This is a genomic window from Phycisphaeraceae bacterium (assembly GCA_020639155.1).
Classification (GTDB): domain Bacteria; phylum Planctomycetota; class Phycisphaerae; order Phycisphaerales; family UBA1924; genus JACKHF01.
Genome location: JACKHF010000001.1, coordinates 1002013 through 1020775, shown reverse-complemented (window position 1 = coordinate 1020775; position 18763 = coordinate 1002013). Strand labels below are relative to the sequence as shown.

Sequence of the window (18763 nt, the reverse complement as noted above, 5' to 3'; positions counted from 1 at the left end):
CGTGCATGAAACAACAGCACATGCCTCTCATGGCATCTGGCAACGTCAGTCTCTTAAAGGGCTTAGCCTTACAGCGCGCGTGCAACCATCGCTGGGATGTGGCAGCGCTCCGCTCTCCGGCTTTCAGTATGCATCAGAACCGGAATCCCGGCCACAAATCCGGGCAAAAAAGCCCAATAGAAAGCGGGTTTTATCCAATGTAAACAAGATATCAAACTCTTTTTTCTACTTTATAGAAGCTGAAACAAAGGGCAGCAAGTTAGATATTTGTACGTACCGCCGCGCTGCATTGCGTTTTCTATGGACTCTCGAATGCCGGAGTCAGCGCGATATCAGGCAGCACCCACGACACGTCCGCGCCAGTAGAGCAACATACACAGCCCGATGATGTATAGGCCGAGACTGCCCGCGATCGAGCCGATCAGCTCACGCTGGTACGACAACAACGGCGTTACAGGCGCAGCTGGTGCTGCAGGCGGCACTGTGCTCAGGTTCGGTTGAAGTCGAAACTCTCTTTGGTATAGAAGCTGTAAGAGCGAGTCGGTATTGTTTGTTGTATCACCGCGATACAACGGCATGTTGTCGAGTTCCGCGACATTGGGATCGGCTGGGTCTGGCGTACTTGGAAGATACAACGAGGGAGAGCGTGGATCGAGGAGTGGAAGTAAAGACGCATATGGATTCGCGGTAGCAGGGATTGGTGTAACCGGCGCAGCTGCAGCCTTTGCCTGAAGATCAAGCATTCGGATGTACCCGATGCCCGGCCCCGCGATCGCACACACAATCAGTGTCCACCCGACAACGATCATCCATGCACTGCCGCGCATGCGCACAACACCGCGGGGTGTCACCACACCGCAACGCAGGAAACTCCCGCCGCACTCGGGGCACACCCCAGCGCTGACATCCGAAAGCTCATATCCGCACCCACCGCACGTCGGGGCCCGCTTGATCGATACCGGTGCAAAGAGGCATCGCACAATGAGCGCAGCACCAGCAAGCACAAGGAACAGTGCGCCGGTGATGCCGACGGTCCATGTGGTTGTGTCGCAGAGTGTGAGGTGCATGAGTGCTCCCATCCGGCCTGACGATCCACACAAACTGTCGCCAGCATGGCATTGTATTCATACCGAGCGCACGACACGCCCGCGCCGTGCCAGCAGCACAACCAAGTCAATGACATAGACCAGCGAGGGTTCCCCGATTCTCGTCGCCGTGCCGCGTGCGGAGTAAACGACAGTTGCTTACGCTTTGTATGTTAAACTCAACATATCCTCAATCCATCATATACTGCGCATGTGAGCAAGCCGCCAATACCGCCAAAGAGGCCTGAAGACCATCCAAATGATGAAGGATTTGTTTGGCCGCCTATATTCCCCAGCTACCCCAAAGACAGCCCTGCAAGATCAAATAAAGAAAGCACAGTTGCGTTCAATCACGAAGCAGCAGTTCAGGCTTTTGGTAACGAGTTTATAAAGAACAAGGTTTCTAGCGCTAAGTTCAAAGGCGATGTCTGGATGCTTGCGATGCTGAAGCGGTGTGATGAGTCGGCAAGAAAAACAGATCCACATGGAAAGGATCCACAACGATTTGTGTGGTGGAATGAAAAAGTTGTTGCCAAGGCCAAGAAAGAAAAAATCGTAATTCACCTCGAAGGTCTAGGAGGGAATAACGCGCATTTTTCTCATATTTCATTAAATGGCGCATTATTAACCGGATCAGAGTTAGGAAGATCTGATCTACGAAACAGCAGCATTGCAAGTGCTGATTTAAGATCTGTAGTATTACTTAATGCAGATTTGACAGGAGCTGATTTAAGTCACACTTTTTTACAAAATGTAAATCTGGATTCTGCAAATATTCATGGCACAAGTTTCATCGATTCAGTTGGGCTGTTCGGAAAAGACAGAGCCACAGATAATGGAAATATTAATTTTGCAAACGCTCAGAATGCAATATATTGCAAAGATGGTGACTTTGCTTCGTGGGAAACTCTGCGAATCATTACTGGACTGAGGCTTGTTGGTGCTTCATATCTCTCTGTCGTTGCTATAATTACTTATATCACGCTTGCACGTCAGTACAACGACTTGGTCGCAGCTGCCAGCAACTCCGCCCTCAGGCTGGGTGAGCCGGATAGCGGGATCGCGACTTTGTGGTGCTCAATGCTTTCTAATGTACCCAAGCTGCCGATTCCATGGCACTTCGGATTACAGTTAATAGCTGCGTTCCTCGTTGCAGTATCTGCAACAATTTACGCAAAGTATTGTCCATCAGAAGTCAAAGAAGCCACTGAGGTTCGGTGGACTCGCACGATGGGGCAGCCCTTGTGGGAGTACAGAGCAGCTGCATGGTCAAACCGAAAAGCAAGACACATTTGCTTCTTGTTCTTTGTTGGTGGTGCTAGTTACACACTTGTTTATATAACTCTTCGCGCCATAACCGTGTTGTGGTATGTGTTCGCTGGATAAACTTAAGATGAAGAGAAGTGCGGGAGAAGCTCGCATTGCGCAAAGCAGGTAGTTTGTTCTGTATTGCTTTAGTGTTTATTTTTCGCTTCTTGTCTGCCATTCATCGGCGAGCAACGCAAATCCCAGTGAATTCCGCCATCCAGCGCCGTCGATCCACCGATGCGCTCGTTTGGTTGACTCAAGACGCATCCCGAGCTTGGTCAACACGCGTACTGAAGCTGCGTTGTCCGCTGCACACCATGCCTCGATTCTTCGGAATCCCCAGCCACCCTTGTCCTGCGGCAGGAATCCCCACGTAAGGTGCGCGCGCATTGCTTCGGTGCAAAGCCCCTGGCCATGACGGTCGCCACGGATCCAGTAGCCGAACTCTGCCTGCGCGCTGTCACCACATATAGCATGCCATCCAGTTCCGCCGACGAACTCGCCCGAGACGCGATCAGAAATGACAAGAAAGTACTCAGTGCATAGCGGGTCTACTGCATTGCGCCGGAACCGTTCCAGGTTGTACACACACTGCTGAACTGTTGTGTTGTCTGATTTGGCCCACTCCAGCCATGGAAGCAGCGCATCGCGTTTCGCCTGCACAGCTTCAAACATCGCGGGTGCCAAAGCAGGATCGCAGTACCTGCACACAAGACGCTCCGATGTCCATCCGCTCGGAAGCACATCCGGACGCGTCCAGGGTACAGGTTTCTCTGCATTCATTACCTAGTTCCACAAGAGTTTGCGAAGAGCCAGACCACAAATCAACTGTACTATTGTAGTTCAATCTGGCATGTTCGGATTCGATTCGTCACCGGCATCAGGTAACAGACTCCACAAAGCCAGCGTGATTGCAACATCTGTTTATGCTGCGCGCACCACACGTCCGCGCCATGCGAGCAGCACAACCAGACCAATGACATAGACCAGCGCTGTTCCCCCAAGCGAGCCCAGCCACACCCACTGGTACGATGGCGGCTTTACAGGAGCGATGCCACCAGCGGGAACGCCGCCGCCATATGACGTGCTGCTCTGGTCAACTTGGAGTGCTGGAAACTCGGAGATCGGTGTATTTGATGACCAGCTCGACAGCATCAGGCTGCCATACACGTTGTTTGGATCTTTTCGCGAGCCTTCAAGCACATGCGTGATATCTATTGCAGCTCGCTGCACACGCTCATGCTGTGTGTCGAGCAGAGCCAGCTCCAGCAAACGCGTCGTTGTATCCGTGTCGATATCAAGATCGGTTGCGATTTCTTTCTCGTCAGCATCGAAGAGCGTCGCTTTCCATTCGGTCACATCAACGACGAGCCGGCCTTTCAGTTCTTGGTCGTGTGACACAGATATTGTTATTTCGCCACTTGCAGCAAGACCCCACTCGTCCATCTCGATTGATGAGTCGTATCTCCCTCGAAAACTTGCAAGCGGGTTTTCTGCTTTTTCCTTCTTGCTTTTTCTGTTGTTCCATCCAATCGAATCAGAGAGCGTCCTTTCATATTCAGTTGACGGTTTGAGTACGCAGCTATGCGATGTGAATGTGGTTCCGCCAGTTGCCTGTTGATTCCACATTGCCTGGTACGCTTTCATCTGCGATCGATTCTGAAGCGTGCCAATGAACGCACTCCCCGGCGCAACCATAGAAAGCACAACCAATGTCCACCCGATCATTACCATCCATGCGCTGCCGCGCATGCGCACTGCGCCTTTCGGTGTGACCACGCCACAGCGCAGCAAGTTTCCGCCGCACTCGGGGCACACGCCCGCGCCGAGATCCACTAGCTCGTGACCGCAGCCGCCACACGTTGGCGCGCGTTTGATCGACATCGGTGCGAACAGACAGCGCAGTATGAGTGATACGCCCACAACCATCAGCAGCATCATGCCTGTGATTGTGACAGCCCACACCCACCATGCGCCGTTGGTATTCACGCCACCGCCAAAGGGATTGAAGTTCCACATGCGTTATACCTCGGCACCATCATACCGGAACAATCACGATCAATGGTGGTAAATGTAGAACTTGTAGTGCGTAATTTACTCAGATACTTACACCCGCAAGCGTCGTATCGTACTCAAGCTGTGTCTTTCCTACTATATTTTTATGTCTCTGCACAGATTACTGTTCCTTGCGGTGATTGCGCTTGTCGCCACACTGATGTGCGCTGCAACAGTTATCCTCGGCCCAGTTCTGGCAGCGTATGTAGAAGGGCATACGCCGCCTCGGTTTGTGCCGCCCTATGTCAGTCAACAATCAACGATCGCAACAGTAGAACTCCCCCCGCCCGAACCGTTGCTCAAGTTGCCCGGATGGGCTTCGGGCTTTTCTTTCTCTGAGTTCTTCTATGACTCACCGTACACGATATCGTTTGATGATTACGGCGTATTTGCGCCAAGGGACTGGACATACTACGCGATCGGTTTTCGGCGCTCTCGTGCTCAAGTTCCGATGACAGAAGAGCATGCGCAGCACCATTTCACCAACGACATTCTTTACTTACTCATCGAGGAATCTGGCTGGCCCATCCGGTATGCTGCACGGGTACAACCAGCAAACTTTATCTCGATCGGGCAGTTGGAAAGAAGCGTACTGTATTTTCCACAGAGCTGGAAGCAAGGCATTTGCATCCAGGACCATCTGAACTTTTTGCCGAAAAGCAAACGACAATCTCGCGAACACATTATTGTTATTCCGACACAGTTTTCTACTGGACGGCTTGCAATCAACTGGCTGATCTGGTTCGCTGCTGTGACGATTGTCCTCGTTGTCCCATTCAGACTCCGTCGCGTGATACGCAAACGCAAGGGACGTTGTGTCCTCTGCAAGTACGATATGCGTGGGCTCGATCGCTGCCCGGAATGTGGCGCAGTTCCGACCTCTGCTGCAAAGCTCATTCTCTTTCCAAGGCCCCGAAGACCGTCCGCAGATGCCTGAAACAAAGTACCCCGGTATTGCACTACCGGGGTGAAAGCCAGTTATTCTGGTTCCTTACGCACCAACAGCGCCGCTGCGACGGATCGCTTCAGCATCCATGCGACGCTGCTCCGCGATCGTGTACTGCTTTCGGATGACAAAGATCAGCGGTCCGCACACTCCTGAGAATACAAGGCCAATTATCAGGAGCGGATAATACACATGCCATGGCTGGCCCATACCTATGGCGATGAAGCCCACGAGAAGTGAAAGCACGCCGAGCACAACGAACATGAGCATGCCGCCGAGGACATACCTTCTCCCAATGCCGCGCGGCACGCAAACGCCAGCCGCTGCGCCCAGCAGTCCGCACGCAGAACCGCCGATCCCACCTCCAAGTCCGCCGACGAGTCCGGCTTGCTGATTCGTCCACCATGCTGCTGTTTCAGCGAGTGTGATAAGTGTCATTGTGTGTTCCTTTCAGTTGCGCAGTGTTCCTGCGCGATATATGTGATGAATGTGTGAGTTACCCTGCACTCTGTGCGCGCAGCTGCGCACCCAGGTCGATAATGCGCCGAGCGCTCGATGTGCTCAGCTCGCCCCTTTGCACGAGCCCCGCGACCAGTTCCGCGAGCGGATCGGGCTGCTTCCCGTCGAGCGCGTCGCGCACGCGGGTGATGAGCTGATCGAGACGCGTGCGGATCGTCGGGTAACTGACCGAGTACGACTTTGCAAGGTCCTTGAGTGACCCGGAGCAGAGCACGAACTGGATGATGAAGTCCAGATCCTCCATGCTCAGCCGGGCCAGCGGATGGGCTGCGAGCTGGGCAGGGCTGAGCGCCCCTGATGATCCTGCTCCGCCGAGGGCTGTGGCGTGCCCGTTGGACATATCCAAAGCTGACCTCCTTCTGATGTGTGCGATACGAAAGATTGAACAATAGTGAATTCACATTGAACATTATCGATATTATTTGAGAAAAATCAAGAATGATTTTGATAAATTGAAAAATATGTACTAAACGGAAGCTCGCAACGATACACATGTCCAATAACAACAAATGAAAAACCGCCGGTCTCGGGTCCAGCGGCATCGTTGCGTTGCCTTAACTCAGTAACTGCCTATGTCCACTTTGGCCCAAACGCCCGAGCATTAAGTCTGCCGGGAGGGTGCAGATCAACCGACTCTGGTGTTTTTTCCCGTGGAGGCATTAGGCGACCGATGATTCGGCCCATACTGCACCTCCTTTCTTTGTGCCACGTAACTCCTTTATTGATAAAGCAGTGACTGGTTTTCAAATACCTACCGCACATTCTATGCGGTGCAAATACTCTTTGCTGATGGCGTGGGAGGCGCTAATAAGACCCCGACACACTGCAAGCGAAACTGACATCGTTCCTCGGCCAATAAGAGCTCATCATGTCCAGAGACCGCAGACACTCCCATCGGCGCGATGAGCACAGAGGCTGCCTGTGGGTGTTTTACGCGATCTTCGATGTCTTCATGGAGATCGTGTATCTGCTGTTCTGGTGGTGGTAAGCTCAAATCGCACGCAATCAGGAAACAACAGAGCCCGGATGGCAGTCCCCGGGCTCTGTATTCATGACGTTGGCTACATCAGCTGTGTCGCGTGGCTGTTTTCTGGTGGCCTCACGGACAGCCCGCAGCAAACTTGTTGCCGAAGCAGATGTAATCGAAGATATTCAATGAGCCATTTGAATCGCAGTTTGCATACGGATCACCTGACGAGTACGCGTTGCCAAAGCAGATGTAGTCGAAGATGTTGAGTGTGCCACTTCCATCGCAGTCCGCGTAGCACGCGACAACAGAGACCTTTTCGCCAGTGTACACAACGTGGACAGGACCTGTCGGGCTAATCTGCTCAAGGTTGAGTGTGTCAAATGTTCCCGAGATGCCACCTGCGCCCGAAGTGATCACGTCGTACCGCTCGTTGCCAGCGGGTGTGTATCCATTCTCAAACGAGAACGTGAGTGTGCCATCAACAGCCTTGGAAGAACTGCCCGTGAGCCGGTCGAAGTTTCCACTGGCGGGTGTATCGTTGGCATGCACAATGTAGTTGGTTGTTGGTGCGAAGGTGAGTGACCCAGAGATGCACTGGATCTCGCCCGACCCCGTTGAGGTCTGCCCCGGCGTGATGGTGCCACGTGCAACCCACTTGTGATACACGCGACCGATGCCAGCGAGAGTCTGGTTTGCACCAAGAACACCAGTGACGTTGGCAGGATCAACAGATTCAAGATACGCTGAATCGTTGATTGCCAGATTGTTCACACTGTTCAGACGAACAGTACCTGTGCCGTCGATAGTGCCCATGTCGGCTGTGACGCGGATACGTGTGAAGTTCCCGGGTGCGCCAACAGTATTGACAGCGAGTTCTCCGTTGTTTGTCATTCCTGTCGTTGATACCAGGGAGTTGTTGGTGACCTGCACACCGGAGTTTGGCGTGATGTTTACGCCGTTGAGATTCACCGCACCGTTGGTACCGAAATATTGGCCAGCAATGTTCGAGAGCGTACCGCCGTTGATCGTGCAGCTTTGGAACCCGCCACCGGGTGTTGCAGTGTTCGCGCTAGTCATCAGACCGTTGTTTGTGATGGTGCAATCGCGGATATACCAGAAGCCACCGTTGCTTGATGTGATTGTGGCGTTGTTGGTCTTTGGCTGTTCTATAAGGAACATACCTTTGCTTGCCGGTCCGGATGCATTCGGCGTGTTGTCTGCGTTGATTGTGCCATTGTTCACCAGATTTGTGTACACGCGACCGTACCCGCGAAGTTGCTGATTCGCGCCCAGTGTCATCTGGTTTGCGGCGTTGGTGTAATAGAGATACGCGCTGTCATTATCGCCGTTTCCACTCTGTACACCCTGCAGACGGATTGTTCCCGTGCCGCTCATAGTGATGCTTGCATCTCCCGCGTTCAGGCCAGTGAAGTTGCCAGCTGCGGTTGGTGCGCTAATAAACCAGTCACCATTGTTGACAAGATCTGTGCCAATGTTCACGGTCGAGTTGTTTGCAATCTCGTGCCTGCCATTGACAGTCAGGTTGTTCAGCGTGGATGTGCCAGTGTATCGGAAGAGACCCGTGCCGGATGTGGTAAAGCCGCCGCCGGTCATCGTGACGTCGGCCATGTGTACTGGGCTCGCTGAATCTGTCGAGATGATCTGAGCAGATGGATTACCGGTGACAGTGGTGTTGCGGAACTGGAGGAATCCGCCATTGCTTGCGGTCATCGTACCGTTGTTCGTCTTGGGCTGGTCAATCATGAAGATGCCCTTGCCTGAGACATCTGCGATCACCTCGCCATTGTTCACGAGGTTGGTATAGACACGGCCGTATCCGAGCAGATCCTGATTCGGCCCGAGCGTCATCTGGTTTGTATTTGTGGAGTAGGTGAGATACGCACTGTCGTTGTCGCCGTTGCCGCTTGCCACGCCTTGCAGGCGGATGGAGCCTGTGCCGCTGATAGTGACGTTCGGCGCTGCCGCACTCAAACGTGTGAAGTTACCAGCAGCGGTGGGGGCGCTAATGAACCAGTTTCCGTTGTTCACTAGATTGGTAGCGAGATTCACAAGCGTGTTGTTTGTGATAGAGTGCGTGCCGTTGACCGTCAGATTACTGAGCGTGTCTGTGCCGAAGTACTGAAACTCTCCTGTGCCGGAGGTTGTAAATCCGCCACCCGTCATTGTTGCGTTGACCATCTGCACAGGACTGCTGGCATCTGTGGAGATAATCTGCGCTGTCGGATTACCTGTCACAGTGATGCCACTGAACTGCAAAGTACCGCCGTTGCTCGCGGTCATCGTTCCGTTGTTCGTCTTGGGCTGATCGATCATGTACATTGTTTTGCCAGCAACATCTGCGTTGACCGTTCCGTTGTTGACAAGGTTCGAGTAGACACGGCCATAGCCCCTGATGGAATGGCTTGCGCCATTGGTCAACACATTGCTCGCGCTCCCGGTATATGTCAGATACCCGCTGTCGTTGTTGCCAGTACCGGTTCCCTGCAGACGGATGGTCCCGGTTCCGCTGACGATAGCGTTGGCAGCACTTGTTGCAATGCGCGTGAAGTTGCCAGCTGCGCTGGGATCGCTGACGGTCCACAGCCCGTTGTTGACAACACCGTTTGCCCCAATGTTGACCAGCGAGTTGTTGACGACGTTGTTGAGGTTCGTGAGTGTGACACCATCAAGCAGATCGGTGCCGAGATACTGCACACTCCCGTTGGTGCCCGCGCCGTCAATCGTGCCGCCGGAGACAGTTGCATTGAGAAACTGGACGTGGCTGTCATCGGATGATGCACTCACACCGCCAGACGATTGCGTAAGTGCGATGCCATTGACCTGCAGCACGCCGCCGTTGCTTGCGGTCATCAAGCCGTTGTTCGTCTTCGGCTGCTCGATCATAAACAGCGTTGTGCCTGCGCCAGTGTCCGCATTGACCGTACCGTTATTGATCAATGCCGTGTAGACGCGACCCGAACCAGCAATGGTGTGGGTGCTTGCGTTCGTTAGTGTATTCGTCGCGGCACCTGAATAGTACAGATACGCTGCATCGCTGTTCCCGTTGGTGGGGTGTGCCAGTCGGAGCACTCCAGTACCCATGAGATCGACATTCGCAGCGCCTGCCTCAAAGCCTGTAATGTTGCCTGGAGCGCCAGGACCTGAGATCTGGATTAGACCGTTATTTGTTGTTGTCCCGTTGGCAACGAGCTTTGCGTTGTTGAAGACGCTCAGAACAGCGCTCGGATTGGTGATCTGCAGTGATCCATAGCTACCGCTTCCGTTCTGGAGCGTGGTTGTGTATGTACCGGCAAGTCCCAGTGTCGCAGGTGTTGTGGCACCGGGTACGCCAGCGGTCCAGCGGGCGGTGTCGAGCCAACTCCCATCTATTGCGCTACCCCATGCAGTTTGTGCATGCGATGTGCCTGCGCACGCCGAGACTGCTAGCCCAACGGCGCCGATCAGCAGGGCTGGATGTGCTTTCTTCTTTGATTGGTATTGCGGCATATGACCACGTCTCCCGTTCTTTCTTCTCAGTGCCGACTCCCGGATTCGACATTGAACCACCATGTGGAATGGGCAATGCAGAGGTGTTCTCCCTAAACTAGTGGCACGCCAATGACGATCTGACACAATCGATTCGTCCGGTGTTCATTGGCGGACAAACACTCAAGAGTCACAGGGGCAATAACCTGCATGGCTAGTGACATGACTACGCACATTACACTGCTTCACCGGTTGTCAGCCGGGAGCGATCAGTTGGCGTGGCGCGATTTTTGTGCTCGGTATGAGTTGCTGATCCGTGCAGTCGCGAAGAAACATGGACTGTTTGGACCGGACGCAGACGACGTGTTACAGGACGTACTGATGGCGTTGACCAAAGCGATGCCGGGATTCGAGTATGATCCCACCAAAGGTCGATTCCGCGGCTATCTGCGCACAATCACTCTCCACGCGATTTATGCAAAACTCCGTCAGAGATCAGACCCGACAACGCTAGTAGGTTCCGGAGCGTCGAGTATTCAGGATATCGATACCGATGCTGACGAGATCTGGGAGATGGAATGGCGGCAATACCACATGCGTCAGGCCATGCTCATCGTGCAAGCAGAGTTCGCAGAACGCGATCTGCGTGCCTTTGAGGCCTACGTGCAGAAGGGCAGAACTCCGCAGGAAGTCTCTACCGAGTTTGGTGTCAGCATCGACAGCGTGTATCAGATTAAGACGCGCGTGCTCCGTCGGTTGAGTGCTGTTATTGCTGCTCAGGTTGAGGATGAGGGATAGCAAGCCGTTCGGGGAGAACACCACGATGGGCGATACAAAGTCCGCAAGCTGGTTTGAGTCCGACGACGCGCTTGTTGCAGAGCTCAGACGAACAGTCGATCGCATACCCAGCACTGTGTCCATCTCAGGCTACGACGAGTTCAAAGAGATTGCGCGCGGCGGGCAGGGCGTTGTCTATTCTGCAATCCAGCGGTCTACGCGTCGGCGCGTCGCTGTCAAGGTCATGCTTGATGGCGCGCTCGCTTCAGGAGCTTCGCGCAGAAGATTCGAACGGGAGATCGAACTTGTTGCTGCACTGAAGCATCCCGCAATCGTTGGCGTGTACGACTCGGGCATGACATCAGATGGCCAGTTGTATCTTGTCATGGAGTATGTCGAGGGCCAGACGCTCGATCAGGCGCTCATGCACGCTGTGCCTGATGATGGGAACTCCTCGCCAGCCGCTGTTGCCGACGCGGTACGGATCGTTGCGGATATCGCAGAAGCTGTGCAGTACGCGCATCAGCGCGGTGTGATCCATCGAGATCTCAAACCAAACAACATCCTTGTTGATGCCGAAGGAGGGGCACACATCCTCGACTTCGGGCTTGCCAAAGCTACTGATACAAACATTGCTGAGTCCATCGTTGCAAGACCGACGCTCTCGGTCACAGGCCAGTTCATGGGCTCGCTCCCATGGTCAAGTCCGGAACAGGCCGTGGGTGATCCCGACGCTATCGATAGTCGCACGGATATCTACTCACTTGGCGTGATGCTGTATCAACTGCTGACCGGAAGGTTCCCGTACGATGTGTCAGGTGGTTTAAAGACAACACTCGACCACATTGCATCGTCGGCACCTGTGCCGCCTCGATCGCTCAGAGCCGAGATTAGCGAAGACCTTGCTACCGTGTTGACGCGATCGTTGGCAAAGGAGCGCGAGCGCCGGTACCAGTCCGCAGGCGACCTTGCTGCAGATCTTCGCGCGTATCTTGCTGGCGAGCCGATCGCAGCACGCCGCGACAGCGCGTGGTACACACTGAGCCGAACAGTTCGGAGATATCAGATTGCCGCTTTTGCAGGCGCAGTAGTGGTGCTTGTGTCCACAGGAGCGCTGGTGGTTTCGCTCCGGGCGCTCGATGAAGCAACGGCGCAGCGAAAGAACGCGGAGTTCCAGACAACGGAAGCAACAAAGCAGGCGCAGCGCGCCGGCGCGTTCTCGAAGTTTGTTACCAACATACTCACCGCTGCCAACCCCGGGCTCGACAGCAAAGATCTGAAAGTTATTGACGTGCTCGATGATGCGTCGGAGACAGCCGACCAGACACTTGCGAATCAACCCGAAGCTCGCATGAGCGTGCGCAGCCTGCTCTCAACAGCCTATCGAAATCTTGGAGAGTACGACAAGTCGCTCCACGAAGCAGACCTTGGTATGGACATTCTCAAGGATCTTGGCCCAGCGCCGACCGAGGAAACACTCCGGCTCAAGACCGCCAGAGCAGCGGTGCTCATGGATTTGAACGACATTGATGAAGCGCTTCCGCTGGCGACGCGGACAAGCGAGGAATCAAACACGCTATTCGGTCCTGACAACGAGGTGTCGATCGAAGCCGATGCAACACTCAGCGCTGTCTATGACGTGCTGGAAGACTTTGACAAAGCAGAGTCCACGAAGCGCGATGTGTTTGCGCGCAGCGAGCGCGTTTTCGGCCAAGACAGTCGCGAAGCGCTCACAGCAGCGGGGAATCTTGGGCACACGCTCTACGCTGCCGGAAAGGTTGATGAGGCAATCACACTTATTGAGGATGTGGTAGAACGATCGGAACGTGCGTTCGGTAAGTATGACATCACCACCATGGCGCCAATGTCAACGCTCTCAAATGCCTATGACGACAAAGGCTACTACGACAAGGGCGCTGCGATGAAGAAGGATCTGTGGGAGCGCTTCGCCAAAGCCTATGGGGATGACAACGCAACCACGCTGATCCTTGCGTCGAACTATGCCAACTCGCTGTACACACTCGACAGGTATGAGGAAGGACTCCCGATCGCGCTGAATGCACTCGATGGCATCGGTCGCACACTCGGTGAGGATCATCCCAACTACATCCGTGCGACAACAATGGTCACATCGTTCTATAAGGGGCTTGGCAGACTGGAAGACGCACTCGCGATGGAAACAAAGACGATCAATACCGCTGTACGCACGCTCGGTGCTTCGAGCACACTTGTCGGCTATCTCCGCAACAATGTTTCCACGACATATCGCAAACTCGGACAGTATGACAGAGCGGAAGAGGAGTTGCGCGTCGCGATCGCCGAATGTGCGCCGTCGTTCCCTCCACAGCATTCCATGCACGAAACGTTCCAGTACAACCTTGCGGTGACTATCAAGGACCATGGCAAGAAAGACGAAGCGATCGGGCTGCTCCGTTCCGCAGCCGACGGTTTTTTGGAAAAACTTGGGCCCGATTCTGACTGGACCATCGATGCTTTCAAGGAACTCATCGAGTTACTTGAGTCCGAGGGAAAAAGCGACGAGGCAGCGTCATGGAAAGCCGAGCTGCCGCCATCCGGATAAATGAAGCAGATAATTCAACGACATAAACACGCTACAACACGGCTCTGGTTGTCGCTTTCAATCAAGCAATGCAGGCAGCTTCAGTACTTATGAACACACCCGGAGACCGCAGTCCCCGGGCGTGCTTCTGCGATGCTCGTCTCGATTGTGATGTGCCGTATTACGACTTGATCGCAATGCGCTTGGGCTGAGCCGACGATGCCAGCGGCACTGTCACGCGCAGCACACCATTGACCAGCGTTGCTTCTGCGCCCTCCTCGTTGATCGGTGCGCCGAGATTGATCGAGCGCTCGAACTGCGCGTGCGTACGCTCGATGCGGATCGGTGTTGCGTTCTCGTTCGTCTTGGTTTCTGCGCTGCGCTCGCCTCGGATGGTGAGTGTGCCATCGTCTGCGGTCACCTCAATGTCGTCGATGGTGTAGCCGGGCACCTCAAACTCCGCGATGATCGCGTTTTCCTCGCGCCAGATGCTCATCGCGGGAGCGCGCTCGGTCGCTGCGCTCTCTGAGCCGATGAGCGTGCTCGACTGCCCGAGCATGGTCGCAGCTGCATCGAGCAGTCTGCTGATGTCGGTGGTGTATCGTGTGCTTGCTGTGTCAAACGGTGATGTGCGGAAACGTGTGAGCATGTGATTCCTCCTTCTGTGTGTACTTTCTGTGTGCCTCATGCGCACGCAGACACTTCTGTTGCGCGGCGTGTCATACACGTCGCGCCAACCGCGTGCGGGTTCGTACACAGATTTGCAAAGCTCGTGCCAGTTTCCAGCAGCGAAAGGGACACGCGTTTGCCACGAGATAACGCGACCGGGACGCGCAGCAGCTGATTTTTCTGCGATGCCGGGTGTCAGACTGGCAGGAAAAGAACGCTACTTCATCAACTGATCGTTGAATGTTTGCGATCCGCCGGGCGGTATTGTCAGCCAGTTCCAGCCTGCCGATCCGTGGAGCAGGCGCGCAAGCAGATGGATCTGCCCGACGTGGTACCCGATGTGTTCCATGCTCCGGCATAACGCAGCATGTACCGTGTGCGGCACGGATCTGATCGTGACGATGCGCGACAGATCATCGGGTGAGAGCGAGCCAATAGACGCGAGCGTGATCGCCCACGCGTCATCCCACTTCTGCATGAGAAGCTCGCGATCGTGCGGAGGTTCTGCGAACTCGGTGTCGCGGTTGCGATCGGGCTTCTCGCCGTCGCTGGTCAGAAAATCTGTCCAGCGCGATCGCAGGTTTCCCGAGATATGCTGGATGATGATGGCGATCGAGTTCATGCCGTCCGTGGGTCTGGCAAAGAGATGCTCGTCTGTAATCTGCTCTATGGCGTGCTCGGCCGAGGCCTTCTGGCGCTCGAACAACTGTACAAACATCGCTATGGAGTTGGCTGGAAGAGGCTGGGTATATCGGAGGTTTGGTGCTTTGCCCATATGTGTGTTCCAGTCGTGGCAGGTCAGTACAGAATAGTGTAGGTTGATCAGTTTTCAATCCGAAGAATAACAGCATGAGGTACTTTGCACTTCTCGTTGGTTTGATCAGCGCAATCGCACCTGTGCTTGCACAGGATCTCCCACCGGGCGTCGGGCGTGCTCAGCTCTCTGGAGCATCTGGGGATACTGCTACACCTCCCGGGTTTCTTGTTGTAACAACAATGGAAATGCAAGGCAGTAGGGGGCATCTCATTGCACAAGTGTGGAGTGTGCATACGGCACCATCGCTTGCGATCGTCGAGCGCCTGCATATCACAGATGTAGGCGCAATGCCAGAGTTGCTGACACGATCATTGCCCGGCATGCCGAGGCGCGATCTGCTGATGATGCAGCTGCTTGGCAGCAAGGATGCTCCGGGTTCTTCTGATGTGATCTACACAGTCAACTACCAGACATGGAATGTGTCAACCGTGCTTGCTCGTCGGCGTGTCAAGCCTGTTCTGTCGCAGAACAATGAGATCTACATCTACATAAATGGCACGTATAACTACGAGGATGTTCGTGTCATCGATGAAAACAACATTGTCAGAGCTCCTGAAGGTGTGTTTGAGCCTGTAAAGCAGCTCAGAGACAATCGGCATGTCATCCGTCACACGCAGGGCAAGAAAATCTGGTACGTTGTGCATGATGAGAACACAGGTGTCGTCCGCAGTGTTGCATCATTCCCATTTGATGTTGCTGACAAAACGATTGATCTTGTATTTTCGGATGACATGTCGTGTTACGCAATGACGAACCTGCAAGAACTTGAGATCATAAAACCGTACGACGACTGGCCGTCATTCCATTCAGAGCTTGCATTTGCAACGATCCCCCTGCATCTGTTCCAAACGGAAACCGGCGCGCACGGGAAGGTTGATGCGGGCTTTGTCTACATGAACTACAGCGGCAGGTATTTCACGCCAGCAGAAATTGTGATGGAGGTACGCAACGACGGCACCATGCTGTATGAATCGACCGACAAGCTGGCTCCGGGAGTGCCCGGCGGATTCGGCAAAACCGATGCTTGGGAGTATGATCTGGCGACGGACACGTCGACACGAAAGCCGGAGCTTACTGGCCCGCGCAGCCTGGTGCCTTTGCGACGACAGACTGACCAAGGCAATGCGATGCAACCGGTTGGTGCGAACACATTGTCAAAGAGTGCGGACGGATTCGACCCATATACAGCAGCATTCGATTTTCTCGCAAAGCACGAGATCCAGTTTGCTGTCTCATCCATGGATAATGTGCCTGTGTGCTTTTCGGATGACCGCACGCAGTTTCTCGTTCAGTTGGACGGCTCACATGACAAGCGTGGTTTCTACTTTGGAGACAGAGAAAAGAACACGCTTGCGTTTGTACCAACCCCAGACAACATCACAGCGTGGCATGCTGTGCGGATCATCCCACTCAGATAAGGTGCACTGGCTGCTCTACAGCCCCAGCGCCTGGCGGAGTTCCGGCGAGAGTGCCAGCGCGATAGCAAATGCTGCAGCTGCAACCGAGAAGAACGCAACGAGGAACGCGACCATCGCGGTGAACTGCGCCCGGCGGACGAGCTTGGCGAGCGCGTACTCGCGCTTGTCCTGACGCTTTGCGATCGCTTCCATCGCGGACTGGAGCTTCTCGTTCGAGCCGCGCACGCCGGTGAACGCGGTGTGCAGATCGGTCATCGCATTGGCAACGTGCGAGTGCGTTGTTGCGCTCGATGTGACCGACTGCTCAAGCTCGCGAAGCACGCCCGTCTGCTTTGCCATCGTCTCGGTCTGACGAGCTGTCAGCACGTCGGCCTTGGTGTTGCCCGAGGCGATGGTCTGCTCCATGGTGCGCACAGCGCGAGACATCTCCTCCTGTGCATCGTGCAGCAGGGGCACCGTGCCAAGCATCGCTGGCATTCGCTCAACAATGGAGAGAAGTTTCTCAGAGCTTGCCTGCTGCTGATCGAGCTGCTCGCCAACGCGACGCAACGCACCAAGGATCTCTGTCGCTGTGATCTGAAGCTCGCGCAGTTGCTTCGGATCGATGCCCGCGCCGGTGTTTGTCTTGCGTGCAAGATCGGCAAGGCTGCCCACACCTGCCAGCGAAGCGACGGACCCGACGAAGGATGACTCGTCGTCGTTCTCCTCGATCAATGTCGGGCGTGCGGGCTTAACGGGAGTCTCAGCCTTTTCATCCGAGTCGTCGCGCACAGTGACGCTCGATTCCATGGGATCATGCCTTCCGGGCACAGGGCGTGCAGGTCTGGCCGATGCGTCCTTGGCATCATCATCCGACATGCCGGACTTACTCTGGAATGTGATGTGCGGGTTGTGGATGCGAGGATACCGGGGTGTTGCAGGTTCGCGAACACCACCTTCGGATGAGTAGGCTTCAGAAGCGTTATTCTGATCAGTCTTCGTCGTATCCGTTGTTGGTTTGTTACGATCAGAAAACGGAACAAATCCGATTGAGCCTGCATACCTCGGCTCATCACTGGACGTGGTGTTTGTGCTTGAGTCCTTCGTAGTGTTCTTGCGATCCACAACGCTTCGAAGTTCTTCCAGATGCTTATCGATGTTCTTCTGCACTGTACTGACGATTGGCATCTCGTCTGATGCGGGCGCTGGTTCCCTTAGCGGTTCATTGACCGGTGTATTGGGATCTGATTGCGTTGCTTCAACAGTCGATACCTTCACAGCTTGCTTTGGCTTCGCAGGCGCAACATTCGGTGAAGGCCCAAAGTACAAGCCCTGTGAAGAAGCAGTTGCAGGCTTCGATTCAGGAGGAGTATGGGAAGCATTGTCCTGCTTCGCAATAACCGTTAGAGAGGGTGTCGAGGCAGCCTCGCTCGTATTTTTCTCGGCGTGCGAAGAAGCTGATGGTGCTACCGACTTCTCCTCAATGCGATCGGGTGGCTCATGTGTACGCGATGACTTGAACTCAAACGGTTTCTTCAGCGTGATTTCAGCGCGCTTCGTGTGATTCTCAGTCGCAGTTGATGATTCACGATGGCCATGATCATCAGTTGGCGCATCCATCAGCGCAACCGCGGATGTCGGCTCGACAAGCTTTGAGGCAACCGCTGCGCCAGCCTTGTGTGCAAGTTCAGATGCTGCAAGTGCGTATCCGGGCTCGCCATGCATCGCTGGATCGACGACATCAGCCTCTACGGTTGACAGTGCCGCTGAGGTGCTGTTGCGCGAGACATCATCAAGCAGTGCCTTGAACAGTGGGCTTGCGGTTCTGGTGGTGGCGGGTGAGGCGGTCCGCATCATCGGCTGCTGGCTGTACCGAGGCTTTGACGGCATGGGCACCGCGCGAGAGAACAGCCGGGTCAGACGTGTCAGCAATCGCATTCGAACCGTTCCCTCTTCTCCACCGGATAGCGGGCTCCTCTGATCGAGGGCGAACCACCTACCGGAAAACTCTCCCCCGCCTCACGGTGTGCAGTGCCGAGCGTGTCTGCTCACCATGCAGCTCGTTTGGGGCTCAGATTGTACCCGATTTTGGCGTGTTCAGAGCCAGTTCACGCCTGAAAAACCGCGATACCAACCCAAACCCATAGACTATCTCCCAAGTTCTTGTTTGTGAG

Annotated in this window: 14 protein-coding genes; 5 read left to right on the top strand and 9 right to left on the bottom strand. The window is 54.6% G+C overall.

The window, feature by feature from the left end; genetic code table 11:
* Positions 1-332: 332 nt before the first annotated feature.
* Positions 333-1067 (bottom strand): hypothetical protein, encoded by a 735-nt coding sequence (locus H6815_04405; GenBank protein MCB9859674.1) that lies wholly within the window; start codon positions 1065-1067, stop codon positions 333-335.
* 231 nt (positions 1068-1298) lie between these two features.
* Here H6815_04405 and H6815_04400 point away from each other — a divergent pair, with 231 nt between their 5' ends.
* Positions 1299-2471: a pentapeptide repeat-containing protein gene (locus H6815_04400; protein ID MCB9859673.1), complete on the top strand. Its 1173-nt coding sequence runs from the start codon at positions 1299-1301 to the stop codon at positions 2469-2471.
* Positions 2472-2546: 75 nt separating this feature from the next.
* Here H6815_04400 and H6815_04395 read toward each other — a convergent pair whose 3' ends face one another.
* Positions 2547-3176 (bottom strand): GNAT family N-acetyltransferase, encoded by a 630-nt coding sequence (locus tag H6815_04395; protein ID MCB9859672.1) that lies wholly within the window; start codon positions 3174-3176, stop codon positions 2547-2549.
* A gap of 141 nt (positions 3177-3317) precedes the next feature.
* Positions 3318-4412, bottom strand: coding sequence for a hypothetical protein (locus H6815_04390; GenBank protein MCB9859671.1), 1095 nt, complete (start codon positions 4410-4412; stop codon positions 3318-3320).
* Between the two features lie 142 nt (positions 4413-4554).
* On the opposite strand from H6815_04390, the gene H6815_04385 reads away from it, so the two are divergent.
* The gene (locus tag H6815_04385) at positions 4555-5385 is read left to right on the top strand and encodes a hypothetical protein (GenBank protein MCB9859670.1); all 831 of its coding nucleotides are present in this window, start codon (positions 4555-4557) and stop codon (positions 5383-5385) included.
* Positions 5386-5439: 54 nt separating this feature from the next.
* On the opposite strand, the gene H6815_04380 is transcribed toward H6815_04385, so the two are convergent.
* The 3 genes from H6815_04380 to H6815_04370 form a co-directional block, all read right to left on the bottom strand.
* On the bottom strand, positions 5440-5832 hold the full coding sequence (locus H6815_04380) for a hypothetical protein (GenBank protein ID MCB9859669.1): 393 nt from the start codon (positions 5830-5832) through the stop codon (positions 5440-5442).
* 58 nt (positions 5833-5890) lie between these two features.
* The gene (locus tag H6815_04375; GenBank protein ID MCB9859668.1) at positions 5891-6253 is read right to left on the bottom strand and encodes a DUF2089 family protein; all 363 of its coding nucleotides are present in this window, start codon (positions 6251-6253) and stop codon (positions 5891-5893) included.
* A 759-nt stretch (positions 6254-7012) separates the two neighbouring features.
* Complete coding sequence (locus H6815_04370) at positions 7013-10390, bottom strand: hypothetical protein (protein MCB9859667.1); 3378 nt, start codon at positions 10388-10390, stop codon at positions 7013-7015.
* A 201-nt stretch (positions 10391-10591) separates the two neighbouring features.
* Here H6815_04370 and H6815_04365 point away from each other — a divergent pair, with 201 nt between their 5' ends.
* Together H6815_04365 and H6815_04360 are read left to right on the top strand one after the other, a co-directional pair.
* Positions 10592-11167 (top strand): sigma-70 family RNA polymerase sigma factor, encoded by a 576-nt coding sequence (locus H6815_04365; GenBank protein ID MCB9859666.1) that lies wholly within the window; start codon positions 10592-10594, stop codon positions 11165-11167.
* Between the two features lie 25 nt (positions 11168-11192).
* Entirely contained in the window at positions 11193-13727 is a 2535-nt protein-coding gene (locus H6815_04360) for a serine/threonine protein kinase (protein MCB9859665.1), read from the top strand.
* A gap of 160 nt (positions 13728-13887) precedes the next feature.
* Here H6815_04360 and H6815_04355 read toward each other — a convergent pair whose 3' ends face one another.
* Positions 13888-14355, bottom strand: coding sequence for an Hsp20/alpha crystallin family protein (locus tag H6815_04355; protein ID MCB9859664.1), 468 nt, complete (start codon positions 14353-14355; stop codon positions 13888-13890).
* 237 nt (positions 14356-14592) lie between these two features.
* Positions 14593-15150: a DUF1572 family protein gene (locus tag H6815_04350; GenBank protein MCB9859663.1), complete on the bottom strand. Its 558-nt coding sequence runs from the start codon at positions 15148-15150 to the stop codon at positions 14593-14595.
* A gap of 74 nt (positions 15151-15224) precedes the next feature.
* On the opposite strand from H6815_04350, the gene H6815_04345 reads away from it, so the two are divergent.
* Positions 15225-16610, top strand: coding sequence for a hypothetical protein (locus tag H6815_04345; GenBank protein MCB9859662.1), 1386 nt, complete (start codon positions 15225-15227; stop codon positions 16608-16610).
* A 15-nt stretch (positions 16611-16625) separates the two neighbouring features.
* On the opposite strand, the gene H6815_04340 is transcribed toward H6815_04345, so the two are convergent.
* Positions 16626-18527 (bottom strand): hypothetical protein, encoded by a 1902-nt coding sequence (locus H6815_04340; protein ID MCB9859661.1) that lies wholly within the window; start codon positions 18525-18527, stop codon positions 16626-16628.
* Between the last annotated feature and the right edge of the window lie 236 nt (positions 18528-18763).